The organism is Streptococcus orisratti DSM 15617 (assembly GCF_000380105.1).
Lineage (GTDB): Bacteria > Bacillota > Bacilli > Lactobacillales > Streptococcaceae > Streptococcus > Streptococcus orisratti.
Genome location: NZ_KB904487.1, coordinates 1 through 13,564 on the forward strand (window position 1 = coordinate 1; position 13,564 = coordinate 13,564).

Here is a 13,564-nt window from a genome sequence, read left to right on the forward strand (position 1 = left end):
GTACCGTCGCTTTGTTTCGCAGCATCGTACCAAACAAGGTCATCTTGGCCTGATTTGTCTGTCCAGACCGGAACTTTAACTTCAGCTATGCCATTTGGATCAGAAACTTCTGAAACTACAACATTAAAATCACCATTGTTTTGTGAATCAATAGTCAGTTTTCCAGTGCGTTCAATAGCTGGTTTGACAGGTTGAGTGCTAAGCGCAATCGGGATATAACGACGAGTACCACTATAGCTGACATAGGAGATCCACTGATGGCTATCTGCGTCAAGCACTTTGTCATAGTTAATCTTTTCACCTTTATCAAACGTGAACTCTGTAGGTGCTGACATTTTTGGTTGACTTTTTACTTCAACCCGACTGGTAAATGTGTAACTGCCTTGGCTCGGAAGATTAAGACCAGATTGAGGCACTTCATTAGTTACAGTGGTCTTGGTTCCTGTTACACCAACCATTTTCCCAGTAGATTCAATGTAATAGAGATGAACATTGTAGTCACCTAGTTCATTTTTATGATCGCTGATTTTGACAGCTACCTTATAATCACCGTTCGCTTGCTTGGCAGCATTATACCAAATCAAATCATCTTGGCCTGACTTGTCTGTCCAGACTGGAACCTTGACTGCTGCTATGCCATTACTATCCGAAACATTAGTAACAAGAACGTCAAATCCTTGAGGAGTTTGATTTTGGAAACTCAATTGACCTGTTGGCGCAGCCACCGGTTTGTCCGCAGTTAACTTGGTAATAGCAGCGTAACGACGGATGCCACTATAAGATTTATAACTTAGCCATTGATAGCCATCATTTGTTAAAACTTTATCATAGAAAACTCTATCTCCAGCATTAACATAAAATTCAACAGGTGCAGTTACTGTTGGAGTGTTTTTGACTTCAGTACGTTCAGGGTAAGTATAATAACCTGTTGTTGGTAGTTTTTTCTCCGCTACAGCAGCTCTATCCTCTGAAACACTAGCCGTTGTCGCTACTTTAGCTTCTCTCAATAAATCTTCTACAGCAACATTGGTTTGTGCTGAATTAGAAACTGTAATTTTAGCTGCATCACTTGATACCTCTGTATCTTCCGATGTTGTTTTTTCACTTGCCACTGATGAATCCACTTGTGACGTTGATACTTCTGAAACAGCTCCTGCTGTGCTCGCTGTATCTGTCACAGCATCAGTGCTTGTTATAACTTCTGCCTTAGCAGATGCTGAGCTATCAGAGGAAACTGTTGATTTTGTATCTGTTCCTACTGCTGCCTCAACTGCCTTGACAGTTGTTTCTGCATGATCTGCTTGGGCTACCGGAGTTTCTGAAGTCGCTGTTTGATCAGCTGTACTTGACTCAGTTGTTGGTGTACTAACTTGAACTGTTACAGGCTCTGTGGAGTTAGATTTTGCTGTTCCAGTTTCATCAGCAGCTACCTGTCCAGCAAAAACTAGACTAGCACCGATGAGCACAGAAGCTGCACCAAACGAATACTTACGAATGGAAAAACGTTGCTTTTCTTGTGCAAAAATATCTTTTTTCATCGCATTAATCCTACTTTCTAGTCCTTTCGACTTAATTGTAATCCTTAAGAAAGCGCTTGTCAACTTTAAAATGTCATATTCGCAATAAAAATGTAACATTACCCCTGCCATTTTTTCTTAAAGATAAGATTAGCTTATCAAAGTCTTCCATAAAACAACATGACATAAATGTCATGTTGTGGGTTGTTGTTCATTGTCACAATAATTTGGCTTAAAATATTTTTTTGATTCATTAGTGACCAACATCTGAATATGCAATATAATATCGTGTGCCCCCTCCCTCACCAGGAAGTACAAAACTATACCAAAATTCTCCATTTTCTGATGAATATGAATCCCAATTAAGTTCTCCTTTGGGTTGTGTAAAAATGACAGCTGAGTTTTTATCGGGTTCCGCATAAACTGGCGTGTCTTGTGTTAATTCAAGTGTTCCAGAATCCACTTGGGTAACGCCACCTTGTGCTGGGACATCTGTACCTTCTGAGTTTGATGAATTCAAAGTATTGTTGGATGACTGGGTTTCACTAGCTTGTCCAATAGTTTGATCTGAGCTTTCACTTACAGATGATTCTTGATTAGTCTTCTTACTGGCTGAACTACTTGATTTTTTAGTAGACGCCGATGATTTTGTACTACTACTTTTTGATGACTGACTAGTCTTAGAGGTTTGCTCATAAAAGCCAGACTTATCTATCATTCTGTTGTTGCATGTTTTTAAAATTAGAAAGGCAAGCACTGTTATAAGTAGTAATAGAATTAAAGCTGCTATTAATTTTTTTGTTTGTTTCATAATCCAAATCTCCCATTATGTAATACTGATATAGCGACGATTTCCAGAAGCAGCTATATAGCTAATCCAATAATGTCCGTCAGACAAAAGGAATTTATCATAGTTAACGGTATTTCCTGCGTCATAAATTGCGTTCCTAAAAGCACAGAGGATACATCAAACGAATACTTACGAATTGAAAAACATTGAATGTTTTGATTTGAAAAATAATTCTCCATAGTTTATCTCCTTATAATTTCAAAAGTTACTATATCACAATTTCAACTCAAAAATTCATCATTGTCATAATCGGTACGTTTTTTGTCATAATCAGATAAATGACAATAAAAACAGAAGCTCATAACCTAAGTTTTGTTACTGCACTCCCAGGCTATGAGCTTCTTTACTTTAATTCTAAGGTCTGCTTAAATTTGTAACCTCCACTCTCTGTTCGAAGACTACAATTAGGATATTTTTCTAAAATCCTTTTAGCATTCGCTAATCCAATTCCCCTACTTTCTCCTTTTGTCGAGAAACCTCGCTTGTAGATATTAATAACATCAACTTTTTCAATACCAATACTATTTTCAATAATCACAACTTGTGGTTCCCCAGCAATTAGAGCAACTACAACTTTCTGATTGGTATTCGGTTGAACTGCTTCAATGGCATTCTCGAGTAATATACTTAGTATCGTAATGAAATCCAACAATTCTATATTAGGTGTGTTAAAAGGTTCAAAGACTTCAGGGTGAATTTCAATTCCTTGACTTTGCGCTTCTAGTATTTTTGAAAAAAGCAGTCCTTTGATAGCATCATTTTTAACATTTATTAGATTTGCAATTTCATACCGTTCTCCTTGAACTCTATGCTCTGTCTTAGATAATACATTTTTATAAACTGTTTCAATTGCTTCGATATCTTTGTTTACAATCCCAGATTTTAAACTAGATAAGATACCTAAATAATCATGCCTAAAACTTCGAATTTCATTGTATAGGTATTCTATCTGCTTACTATACGCAGTTAAATCAGTAATTTGTCTATCTTTTTGAAGCAAAATTTCTTGTTCAAGCTTTTCATTAAAATCACCGTTGATATAGACTAACATCACTAAAAAGAGAATCCCATAAATAGCAATGAGATACTTCCTTCCCATCATTGCATATGGTATATGTCTATCGAACAGCAGTAATATTTGTAACCCAACAAAATAAAGCAACATCGAAATATCTGCCAGAAAAATAAATATTTTTGAAAAATCTTTTAAAAACCCTTTATGTAAATTTTTAAAATCAACTTTTAGAGACTTCATTAAAAAATAATAGGTTGGAAAAACTAATAATTCTGATATTAGCCCACAAAAATAATTTTGATTGTTAAGAATATCATTTATACCTATCGTTGGAAAAAAATAGTAAATCAATAACCGACTAAACAAACTTTCCACAATTACAGGAAATAGACCGTAGAATACATCTAACAACCTGTTGTTGTAGCGATTTTTTACCAAAGAATAAGCCACTAAAAATAGTAGGGTTGAAAAATAAGCTATTGGAGGAACAATTAAAAAGAGTATTCTCAGCACTGTTGGAACAATTATTAGCCATCTCTTAGCAAAGATATGTCCCGTAATTTGTTGATGGATTAGCATCGTAATGATCACATGGACAAAAAAGTCCAAATTATTCCAAATGATATCTAAGTTCACCGCATCTCCCTCATTTTCTCAATCAATTTTTTCCGTTTTAATTTGGAGACAAAGCACCGCTCTCCGTTTTCAAAGTATACTATTCCAGATTCTTTGTCTATTTTAGTGATATTTTCTGGATTAACAACAAACGATTTATGGCATTTGTAAAGCCGCTCATCTACTTTTTCAATTTGCGATAATCGCCCATAAAATTCAATCTGTTCATTTTTAGTGTGCAAGATAACCTTATGAATTGTCTCGGATGTCTCAAAATAAAGGATTTTATGAAAAGGAACTTGAATAACAGCTTGAGAGGTTTCAAATGCAAAAGAGTCCTCAGCTACGCTATTTCCCATATGACTTAAAGCTACTTCGATAGCTGACTCTATGCGTTCTACATACTCTTCTTCATCAGCTAATTTGTCTATAAAATCCAAAGCTGCGACCTTGTATTGAAAGGTTAGGGGTAAAAACTCAGAATGCGTTGTTACGAATACAATAACTGCTTGCGGGTCATTACTCCTAATTTGCTGAGCCATTTTGAAGCCCATTTTATCATCTTTATCAATTTGAATATCAAGGAAAAATAATTGATGGCAACCTCGTTCTTTTGCAGCCTCTAATAATTGTTCTGGTTTCCCAGAGATATTAATCGCACGCACTTTCCACTTGTTCTTTACAAGTGCTTTATTTATGGCATTTTCTATCCGAGATTGTTGGATAAGATCATCTTCTAAAACAAAAATATTTAACATCCAATTCTCCTAGTACTTAGCTTTTCATGTTAAAAAATTCTCTTGGACTAGTATATCAAATTTTTTGAAACATTTCATTTATTTTACAAATATTACAAAAAGTTTTTATCCTATAGATTCCCTTTACTGATTGGAGATTTTAAATCATTTGTACATAAATGCCTAAAATCGGAGTTTTTTCAGCAGTTATAGATTTTCAGTTGTCGAAAAATTTGTACTTATGTTAATCGAATGTGAGTGGGAAAATATCAACAAAATAAAAATGCAGCTCTAAATTTTCGAGTCACAGACTAAAAACAAGGTAAGAAAAAAACGACCCTAAATAGAGTCGTTTCATTTAATTCACAATTAAGTCCGCAACGAATTAGTCTTCGTTTACGAATGGCATAAGAGCCATAACGCGAGCACGTTTGATAGCTGTTGTTACTTTACGTTGGTTTTTAGCTGAAGTTCCAGTTACACGACGTGGAAGAATTTTACCACGTTCTGAAACGAAACGGCTAAGAAGCTCAGTATCTTTGTAATCAACATATTCAATTTTGTTAGCTGCGATGTAATCAACTTTTTTACGGCGTTTGAATCCGCCACGACGTTGTTGAGCCATGTGTTTTCTCCTTTATAAATTTAATTCGTTTAATCCATTAGAACGGAAGATCGTCATCTGAGATATCCATCGGGTTAGAATTTCCAAATGGGCTTTCATCTCTCGCAAAGTTAGGGGTTTGTGATTGTGAAGGTTGTGAATAACCATTCATACTAGATGCCCCACCAAATGAATTATTGTTATAACCATTTGAATTATAAGAGCCACCTGCATTACCTTCGCGTGTAGCACGACTTTCCAAAACTTGGAAACTATCTGCAATCACTTCAGTCACGTAAACACGTTGACCTTGCTGATTATCATAATTACGTGTTTGAATACGTCCTGTAATACCAACTAATGTTCCCTTTTTAGCCCAGTTTGCCAAATTTTCAGCCTGCTGACGCCAGATGACACAGTTGATAAAATCAGCTTCACGTTCACCAGCTTGATTCTTAAAATTACGATTCACGGCAAGCGTGAAAGTTGCAACTGCTTGATTAGACGGTGTATAACGGAGTTCTGCATCGCGAGTCATACGACCCACAAGTACTACATTATTAATCATAAACTACCTTCTTATGCGTCAAGTTTAACGATCATGTGACGAAGAATGTCACCGTTGATTTTTGAAAGACGATCAAACTCATTAAGAGCTACAGCGTCAGTCGTTTCAACGTTAACAATATGGTAAAGTCCTTCACGGAAATCTTGGATTTCGTATGCAAGACGACGTTTTTCCCAATCTTTTGATTCAACAACAGTTGCACCGTTGTCAGTTAAGATAGAGTCAAAGCGTGCTACCAAAGCGTTTTTAGCTTCTTCTTCAATGTTTGGACGAATGATATAAAGAATTTCGTATTTAGCCATTGATATTTTCCTCCTTTTGGTCTAATGACTCGCAACCTTCGCTACGAGTAAGTGAGGTGCACTCACAAGATACTATTATACATGACTTTTCATAATAAAGCAAGAAAAAAATGAATAATCAAAAAGACCCTAATCAAAAAGACGGGTACCTGACCCATCTTTTGAAAAAATATTTGTGTTTGTGCTACCACAAACTTTTCATAAGGAGTTAGCTTGCGGTAATATCTCCATTTTTGTAGCGATTCAAATTCATCATCAACATAAACTTTACCTCACTTCATCAATCTTTTTTAGCAACAAACTACATTGGATTCACCTCTTAAGCTATTTTATGCAACTAAGATTAGTGTCACCATTCTTATATCTTGCTATGTGCATAAGACACCTCCAAAATGATTGAAAATAGCTAACACAACACTTTTCATGTTGGTGATTGACCCGTCACCAACACAAACTACAAAATTATTTTCTCGGCCGAGAAATTAGCGTAGCAGTCAATCACATAAAACAGATGCCCAACTCTAACAAACTTCACTACTTTGTTTCATTCCGGCTTTCTCTAGTTTTTTTCGGACTGCTATGAAAGTTAATTGTCTCCATTCTTATAACGACTAATATTCATTGTTCTCATAACTCGCATAACCTTCTTTCTATGTGTCAGAATGTCTTATCAAGCTCAATAAACAACTAGATTAGAAGCTATTTCAATATCTGGTGTACTCGCGACAGCCAGACGGGATTTCTGGATTTTCTGCGCTAGCGATTTTTTCTAATCATCTACGACAAAAATACATCTATCTTAAGTTATTGGTATCACTCCCTTGTTACTATTTTATGCAACAAGTTCAGTGTCTCCGTTTTTGAAACGGCCCATATCAAACATCAACATAAGTCGTCACCTCATTACTTTTGCAAGATTTCATTGACAGGGGTAAAGTGATTTTCCCTCACGTAAGTCGACTTTTGCCTACTGCTACTTGGAGACTAATCTCCATTCTTGTACCTAGAAATATTAAGTTTTACCATGGTATTTACCTCCTTAACATCTCTTACCTTAACTACACTTATATTATAATGTAAACGGTTACTTTTTGCAAGAAAAAACTGTTTTGGAAATATTTTTTTACAAATATGCTATACTAGAAAAAAAAAGAAAGTTAGGATGGGATAATGAAAAAGAATATCAAGGAAGCTCCTAAATTTGGTTTAGGATCATTTATTGCGCGAAGTGCTGGTTTTTGGATTTTATTTGTTATTCTCTTTGACCTTATCTTAGATGTAGATTCTGATATGTCCACAGGAATCTCCTTACTTTTAGGGATGGGGAGTGCCTATACGCAATTTTTTACAAAGCAGCTTGATTACCTCAATCATACTAAACAAGAGATTTTACAGCTTGAAAATGACATTGATATCACGCGCGATCATCTTCGCCAGTTAAAACGAAATCTCTTACCTGATCCCACTGAACATGACAGACAGGCAAATCTCGTTAGTCAAATCCATCGTTATGAAGATCGTTTCACTCAAGACAAGTTGACCTATAATAGCCTAATTCGTGACTACAATTCCGCTCTCCGAATTATGCCAGTTCGATTTTTAGCACGGCGTTTTGGACATGTCGAAAAAGACTATTTTTCTGATTTTTTTGTTTAAGTAATACGAGAAGAGGCAGAGGAAGAGATTGCTTTGGTATCTACTTGTAAGCTATATTTCCAGAGTGAAAAGTTCCTTCAGATTTTTTCATTCCATCTCCGTATTACTTCAAATTTAGAAGATAACTTTTGAGATGGGAAATGTAAGGAAATATATTCCTCTTAATAACATGCGAACAAATCATTAACCAACTGCTACGCTGGGAGATTTCCACGTAAACCAAGAAACGAACCTGTTTGAAATGAAAGAAACTTTGTAAAAATAAACTTATGTTAGATTTTAAAGAATACGGCATTGAGATGTGGGACGAGGAAAAAATTGCCTCCTTTCGCCGCACTCTTCTTACCTGGTATGACACCGAAAAACGCGATTTGCCTTGGCGTAGGACGACAGACCCTTACCACATTTGGATTTCGGAGATTATGCTCCAACAAACTCAGGTAGTCACCGTTATCCCATACTACGAGCGATTTTTAGACTGGTTTCCCACCATTGAAAAATTAGCTAACGCTCCTGAAGAAAGATTACTCAAAGCATGGGAAGGCTTAGGGTATTACTCCCGCGTCCGTAACATGCAAAAAGCTGCGCAGCAAATCATGACCGACTTTGATGGAAAATTTCCATCATCACACAAAGATATTTCTAAATTAAAAGGGATTGGTCCCTATACTGCTGGTGCTATCGCTTCAATCGCTTTTGGGATTCCTGAGCCTGCGGTTGATGGCAATGTTATGCGGGTTATGGCTCGCTTGTTTGAAATCGATTATGATATCGGTGATCCTAAAAATCGCAAGATTTTTCAAGCTGTCATGGAAAAACTGATTGACCCTGATCGACCTGGGGACTTTAACCAAGCTCTTATGGACTTGGGAACAAATATCGAATCTGCTAAGAGTCCTCGTCCTGATGATAGCCCTATCCGCTTCTTTTGCGCAGCCTATTTACATGGAACCTATGACAAATATCCTGTCAAGGCACCTAAGAAAAAGCCAAAACCTACGCAAATTCAAGCTTTTATCATTCAGAACGAAATTGGTGAGTTTCTTCTTGAAAAGAACACCGAAGGACGATTATTAGGTGGTTTCTGGTCTTTTCCTATCATGGAAACAGATTTTATTAGTAAGCAACTGGACTTATTTGAAAGTGTGGATGCAGTGCTAGAAACTCTTTCGCAAAAAGCAGTTTTTGAACAAGAGTATAAACTTAAGCCTGTCTGGTCAAAACAGCATTTTGCACCTATCAAGCACACCTTCAGTCATCAAAAATGGACGATTGAGCTAGTAGAAGGATTTGCCAAAAAAGCTCCGCTATTAAACAACAAGAAACTTCGATGGGTCGCTCCTGCTAACTTCGAAGACTATCCTATGGCCGCCCCTCAAAAGAAAATGGTTCAGAAATATTTCAAAAACTAATGTCAAAAAGAGACTGAAATCTTTCAGCCTCTTTTAAATTTTACAGAATTGTCCTATTCAGCAACAACTAGCATTGATTTAATGGTCTTGCGGTCAGCCATGTCTTGATAGGCTTGGTTAATGTCATCAAGTTTATAAGTATTTGTGAAAACACGACCTGGATTGATATCACCATCAAGTACTGCTTTAAGGAGGACTTGTTTATCATAGGTAGTTACAGAAGCAGATCCGCCGCCAACAGTGATATTTTGCGCAAAAGTTGAACCCAATGGACGGTTATTATAATGTGGCACACCAACAAATCCAACACGTCCACCATTATGGATGACTCCCAGCGCTTGTTCAATGGCTGCTTCTGTCCCAACACATTCGAGAGCTGCATCTGCACCGCCGCCAAGAATCTTACGAACCTTAGCAATACCTTCCTCACCACGTTCAGCAACGACCGCAGTTGCACCAGATTCCAATGCCATTTTTTGGCGATCTTCATGACGACTCATGAGAACAATCTGTGAAGCTCCACGCATTTTTGCTGCAATAACCGCGCATTGACCTACAGCTCCATCACCAATGACAACTACCTTATCTCCGCGCTGAACATCAGCCACACGCGCTGCATGATAGCCTGTTGGCATGACATCCGCTAAGGTTAGTAAAGATTTTATCATTCCTTCGCTGTAGTCTGATGGTTGACCAGGAACTTTGACTAATGCCCAATTCGCATAGTGGAATCGAAGATACTCTGCTTGGAAACCACCTCCCCAGTTTGTAGGAGCGGGGTGATTATCACAAGTACCATCAAAACCAGAACGACAAGCATCACATTCGCCACAACCGTGTGTGAAAGGTACGATAACAAAGTCCCCTGGTTTAACTGTTGTGATTGCAGAACCAACTTCTTCAACAATTCCTAGCGCCTCATGCCCGCTGTTAGTTGAGTGGGCAGCTTTGTCATCTCCGTGTGAATAAGACCAGAGATCTGAGCCACAGACACAGGCACGTACGATTTTGATGATGGCATCATCATCTGCTTGCAACGTTGGTTTTTCAACTTCTTCGATGGTCATAAGACCAGCTTTTTCAAAAATAGCCGTTTTCATTTCTTTCCTCCATAATTTCTGAAAACTCATACTTAGCGGAAACCAAAATCAGACTAAACAATACCAATACAGGTAGAACACTACTACTTTTTAGTTCTCAGGTAGTCGGCTGCCATCCTACACTTAAGTATCGCTCATCAAATCAACAAGGTCTGAGTTTGATTTTCAAAAAGTATTATTTAATCAACATAGTTATTATACAACTTGGAGTTAACTTCAAGTCAAGGCAAAAGAAAAAGAAGTTGGAATTTTTCCAGCTTCCTATTTGTCTTAGCTCAATTCTGCAACAATTGCTTTCAATTGAGCCTTGGTGTGAACGCCAGCGACTTGTTTAACCACTTGACCATCTTTTTTGAAGAGGAGGGTAGGAATTGACATGATACCAAATTTTTGTGCAGTTTCTGGGTTTTCATCAACGTCAATTTTAACAATTTTAAGGTCATCTTCACTTAATTCTTCTGATAACTGGTCAAGAATTGGTGCTTGCATCAAACATGGTCCGCACCAAGTTGCCCAAAAGTCAACCAGAACAAGACCTTCTGCTGTTTCTGTTTCAAATGTTTTATCTGTTACGATATGTGCCATGATATTTCCCCGTTTCTACTAGTTTATAAGGCTATTTTACGTGAAAATAACTATTAAGGCAAATAATTGCTACGTGTTTTTAGAAGAGAAATAGCAAAGCGCCACAGACAAGGCCTAATGCGTAGCCAACAACAACATCCCTAGGATAATGTACCCCGCCTACAACGCGACAAACAGCTAAAACAGCTGATAAAATCAAAGCAGGTACTCCTAGGAGAGCAGTCAGTCGCATAAGACACATGCTTATCACAGCTGCTGAAAAAACATGTCGGCTGGGTAGTGACTGACCACTACTATCTTTAGCAATGAGTGGGGTGATTTCCCAAGTGTCGTAAGGTCTTGGATAATTGATAATTTTTCTGGCCAAGGACAAGATGATAAAGGAGAGGCCTGGGATTAGAATAAATGCCAAAATCGCTCTGCTATTTTTCCAAAAAACAAAGGCTAAAACAAGAGGATAGCTGGCATACATAAGCTTAGTGATAAAACCATTGAGAGTTCTGAGAAAGTAAAGGTAGCGAGGTTGTTGGCGAAAAGGCTGGCTGATGTGATCATAAAAGACCTTATAATTTTTCATAAACATCTCTCTTCTTGAAATTTACTTCCTATTATAGCATGTTTATAGTTAATCGGCTGTATCAGACTGTCAGTTCAATTTGGTTCCCTTCAGGATCAAAAATTACTGCTTCATAATAACCATCACCTGTAGTCCGCGGACCGTTTTGAATCGGATATCCGGCATCCTGTAACTTATAGGCAAAATAATCAACTACTTCCTTACTACCTAATGAAAAAGCTAGATGAGTAAAGCCAAAACTATCTCTCTTGCCTTCTATGATGTCAGGACGACAGCAGAGCTCTAAACGCGCACCGTCAGTAAAACTCAGAAAGTAAGAAGAAAATCCTGTTTTCGAATTGTGATAACGTTGGGTGCTTGTTGCTCCAAAATAAGTTGTATAAAAAGCTTTCATGGCTTCTAAATCTTTGGTCCAGAGGGCTATGTGCTCAATTTTCATCGTTTTCTCCTCAGATAAGCTTCAAAGTCTCAAAGGCTTTATAAAGGCCATCATCATCAACAGCTGCTGTCACCAAATCTGCCATAGCAAGAATTTCAGCTCCGCCATTTCCCATAGCCACACCAACTTCACAATAATCAAGCATAGGAATATCTACCTTAGCGTCACCAAAGGCTATGGTATCCTTGCGATCAGCCTTGAGATAGCTGAGCAAAACATCAATGGCATGCGCCTTGGTGATATCCTTAACACCTAAGTCGCCAAAAAGGGCTGTCTCACCAACACCACCCCAAGTACCAGCCTTGAGGTCTGGGAAAGCTAATTTTGATGCCTCATGGTCATCTATACTCTTTAAAATGAAGCTGACCTTATTGAGGTCGTCGCGGTAAAGATTGCCACCATAGACAATCCCATGCAGGACATCCTCTGCTTCTTGGTCTGCAACTTCTTTTTCCGTTTTCCCCTTACCTAAAGCATATTGGCGCAAGACAGGACGAGCTGCTTCTTTAAAATGTTCGCTGGCAAAAAGACCATTATTGCTTTCCAAATAAAATTCCAATCCGCGCTCATGAAGCCAATCTACAATACGTCTTGCTTCATCTTCTGGAATCAATTGGTGCATGACAACCTGACCATGATGTTCAACGTAGGAACCATTGCCACCAATCATGCCATCAAGGCCAATATCCCAGATAAATTCGGGCATTTCTGCACGAGAACGTCCTGTACAGGCATAAACCAAATGACCATTTTCACGCGCCTTTTGAATGGCATACTTAGCAGATTCTGGCAGATGATTATTGTAATCCACCAAAGTTCCATCAACATCCAAAAAAATAATTTTTCGCATTTTCAGTCCTCCGATTAATTTCTCCCCTTACTATATCACGCAAAAAGCAACAAAACCTCTCCTATCCTTTTGGAAACTGATACTATGATATTAAAAGAGGCTTGGAATAAACATGTTCCAAACTCCTTTTGGCTAATATTAATTTTTCTAAAATGTAATAATTGAAAATCAAAAACTAATAAGTATCCTCAATTGTTTCTACTTACTCTTTCTACAAATCATCATACTCTTTCTTATGTTTCTTGATAGTTGCCTCAACGGCCTTTCTCCCCTTCCCTCTGATAGTGGTGTCAAGTTGACCGACAATTGTTTCGGTCGCTGTCTTCCCATCACNAGCANCCTTAGTGATTTGCGCATCATACTTAGAAACAATCCCTCTACGACTACTTTTCGCTANAGGAGCATAGACTGATTTGACAAGAGCCTTTTCCATTTTCTTTTTTAGCTCCTTGAAATCTGTCTTTCCCGTCATCACTCCGCCAATAGTCTCCAAGACACTTGCCATATTTCCTCCTATTCTAAAATCCGTCTTTTCTGTGTCATGCGGCTATTAATCTCCCGCTCCACGATNTCACGTTTTTGTTGATACTCTTGTCTGAGACTTTCTTCTTTATCATCTAAATGCTGGCGCTCCTGACGATAATTGATTTCTGTGGCATCTGTGTACTCATCTATAATCTGATTTAACGCCATCAAGGCTTCAGAGGTGTCCCTTTCTTCCTGCCTGAGATAAGCCA

Annotated in this window: 14 protein-coding genes and 2 pseudogenes; 2 read left to right on the forward strand and 14 right to left on the reverse strand. The window is 37.8% G+C overall.

Annotated features, from left to right (window positions below; all coding sequences use genetic code 11):
• The 9 genes and pseudogenes from A3I7_RS0108645 to rpsF all read right to left on the reverse strand — a co-directional run.
• A partial coding sequence (locus A3I7_RS0108645; RefSeq protein ID WP_018376388.1) for an SH3 domain-containing protein occupies window positions 1-1,538 on the reverse strand: 1,538 nt, incomplete at its 3' end.
• 232 nt (window positions 1,539-1,770) lie between these two features.
• Window positions 1,771-2,328 (reverse strand): hypothetical protein, encoded by a 558-nt coding sequence (locus A3I7_RS0108650; protein WP_018376389.1) that lies wholly within the window; start codon window positions 2,326-2,328, stop codon window positions 1,771-1,773.
• A 15-nt stretch (window positions 2,329-2,343) separates the two neighbouring features.
• Window positions 2,344-2,460: pseudogene (locus A3I7_RS14775) on the reverse strand (SH3 domain-containing protein); the annotation flags it as partial.
• A 20-nt stretch (window positions 2,461-2,480) separates the two neighbouring features.
• Window positions 2,481-2,546, reverse strand: a pseudogene (locus A3I7_RS14905) (YSIRK-type signal peptide-containing protein); the annotation flags it as partial.
• 164 nt (window positions 2,547-2,710) lie between these two features.
• Window positions 2,711-4,018, reverse strand: a complete 1,308-nt coding sequence (locus A3I7_RS0108660; protein WP_018376391.1) for a sensor histidine kinase — start codon at window positions 4,016-4,018, stop codon at window positions 2,711-2,713.
• Window positions 4,015-4,755: a LytR/AlgR family response regulator transcription factor gene (locus A3I7_RS0108665; RefSeq protein ID WP_018376392.1), complete on the reverse strand. Its 741-nt coding sequence runs from the start codon at window positions 4,753-4,755 to the stop codon at window positions 4,015-4,017. The genes A3I7_RS0108660 and A3I7_RS0108665 overlap by 4 nt, the downstream gene beginning before the upstream one ends.
• Window positions 4,756-5,119: 364 nt before the next feature.
• Complete coding sequence (gene rpsR / locus A3I7_RS0108670) at window positions 5,120-5,359, reverse strand: 30S ribosomal protein S18 (protein ID WP_000068664.1); 240 nt, start codon at window positions 5,357-5,359, stop codon at window positions 5,120-5,122.
• Window positions 5,360-5,396: 37 nt separating this feature from the next.
• A complete protein-coding gene (locus A3I7_RS0108675) occupies window positions 5,397-5,906 on the reverse strand; it encodes a single-stranded DNA-binding protein (protein ID WP_018376393.1) in 510 nt (169 codons plus the stop codon).
• Window positions 5,907-5,917: 11 nt separating this feature from the next.
• Complete coding sequence (gene rpsF / locus A3I7_RS0108680) at window positions 5,918-6,208, reverse strand: 30S ribosomal protein S6 (protein ID WP_018376394.1); 291 nt, start codon at window positions 6,206-6,208, stop codon at window positions 5,918-5,920.
• Window positions 6,209-7,378: 1,170 nt separating this feature from the next.
• Here rpsF and A3I7_RS0108685 point away from each other — a divergent pair.
• Complete coding sequence (locus tag A3I7_RS0108685; RefSeq protein WP_018376395.1) at window positions 7,379-7,864, forward strand: LemA family protein; 486 nt, start codon at window positions 7,379-7,381, stop codon at window positions 7,862-7,864.
• A gap of 269 nt (window positions 7,865-8,133) precedes the next feature.
• Window positions 8,134-9,276 carry an A/G-specific adenine glycosylase gene (gene mutY / locus A3I7_RS0108690; RefSeq protein WP_018376396.1) on the forward strand — a complete coding sequence of 381 codons (1,143 nt, stop codon included), beginning with the start codon at window positions 8,134-8,136 and terminating at the stop codon, window positions 9,274-9,276.
• A 53-nt stretch (window positions 9,277-9,329) separates the two neighbouring features.
• Here the strand turns inward: mutY and A3I7_RS0108695 are convergent, their stop codons facing one another.
• The 5 genes from A3I7_RS0108695 to A3I7_RS0108715 form a co-directional block, all read right to left on the reverse strand.
• Window positions 9,330-10,376, reverse strand: coding sequence for a zinc-binding dehydrogenase (locus tag A3I7_RS0108695; RefSeq protein WP_018376397.1), 1,047 nt, complete (start codon window positions 10,374-10,376; stop codon window positions 9,330-9,332).
• Window positions 10,377-10,646: 270 nt separating this feature from the next.
• On the reverse strand, window positions 10,647-10,961 hold the full coding sequence (trxA, locus tag A3I7_RS0108700) for a thioredoxin (protein ID WP_018376398.1): 315 nt from the start codon (window positions 10,959-10,961) through the stop codon (window positions 10,647-10,649).
• Window positions 10,962-11,040: 79 nt separating this feature from the next.
• The gene (locus A3I7_RS0108705; RefSeq protein WP_018376399.1) at window positions 11,041-11,538 is read right to left on the reverse strand and encodes a phosphatase PAP2 family protein; all 498 of its coding nucleotides are present in this window, start codon (window positions 11,536-11,538) and stop codon (window positions 11,041-11,043) included.
• 61 nt (window positions 11,539-11,599) lie between these two features.
• Complete coding sequence (locus A3I7_RS0108710) at window positions 11,600-11,977, reverse strand: VOC family protein (RefSeq protein ID WP_018376400.1); 378 nt, start codon at window positions 11,975-11,977, stop codon at window positions 11,600-11,602.
• 10 nt (window positions 11,978-11,987) lie between these two features.
• Window positions 11,988-12,827 carry an HAD family hydrolase gene (locus A3I7_RS0108715; RefSeq protein ID WP_018376401.1) on the reverse strand — a complete coding sequence of 280 codons (840 nt, stop codon included), beginning with the start codon at window positions 12,825-12,827 and terminating at the stop codon, window positions 11,988-11,990.
• Between the last annotated feature and the right edge of the window lie 737 nt (window positions 12,828-13,564).

Excerpts from the sequence above, each read along its gene's own strand:
- A3I7_RS0108650 (WP_018376389.1), bottom strand. The coding sequence starts at position 2,328 with ATGAAACAAACAAAAAAATTAATAGCAGCTTTAATTCTATTACTACTT.
- A3I7_RS0108665 (WP_018376392.1), bottom strand. The coding sequence starts at position 4,755 with ATGTTAAATATTTTTGTTTTAGAAGATGATCTTATCCAACAATCTCGG.
- rpsR (WP_000068664.1), bottom strand. The coding sequence starts at position 5,359 with ATGGCTCAACAACGTCGTGGCGGATTCAAACGCCGTAAAAAAGTTGAT.
- A3I7_RS0108675 (WP_018376393.1), bottom strand. The coding sequence starts at position 5,906 with ATGATTAATAATGTAGTACTTGTGGGTCGTATGACTCGCGATGCAGAA.
- rpsF (WP_018376394.1), bottom strand. The coding sequence starts at position 6,208 with ATGGCTAAATACGAAATTCTTTATATCATTCGTCCAAACATTGAAGAA.
- A3I7_RS0108685 (WP_018376395.1), top strand. The coding sequence starts at position 7,379 with ATGAAAAAGAATATCAAGGAAGCTCCTAAATTTGGTTTAGGATCATTT.
- mutY (WP_018376396.1), top strand. The coding sequence starts at position 8,134 with ATGTTAGATTTTAAAGAATACGGCATTGAGATGTGGGACGAGGAAAAA.
- A3I7_RS0108695 (WP_018376397.1), bottom strand. The coding sequence starts at position 10,376 with ATGAAAACGGCTATTTTTGAAAAAGCTGGTCTTATGACCATCGAAGAA.
- trxA (WP_018376398.1), bottom strand. The coding sequence starts at position 10,961 with ATGGCACATATCGTAACAGATAAAACATTTGAAACAGAAACAGCAGAA.
- A3I7_RS0108705 (WP_018376399.1), bottom strand. The coding sequence starts at position 11,538 with ATGAAAAATTATAAGGTCTTTTATGATCACATCAGCCAGCCTTTTCGC.
- A3I7_RS0108710 (WP_018376400.1), bottom strand. The coding sequence starts at position 11,977 with ATGAAAATTGAGCACATAGCCCTCTGGACCAAAGATTTAGAAGCCATG.
- A3I7_RS0108715 (WP_018376401.1), bottom strand. The coding sequence starts at position 12,827 with ATGCGAAAAATTATTTTTTTGGATGTTGATGGAACTTTGGTGGATTAC.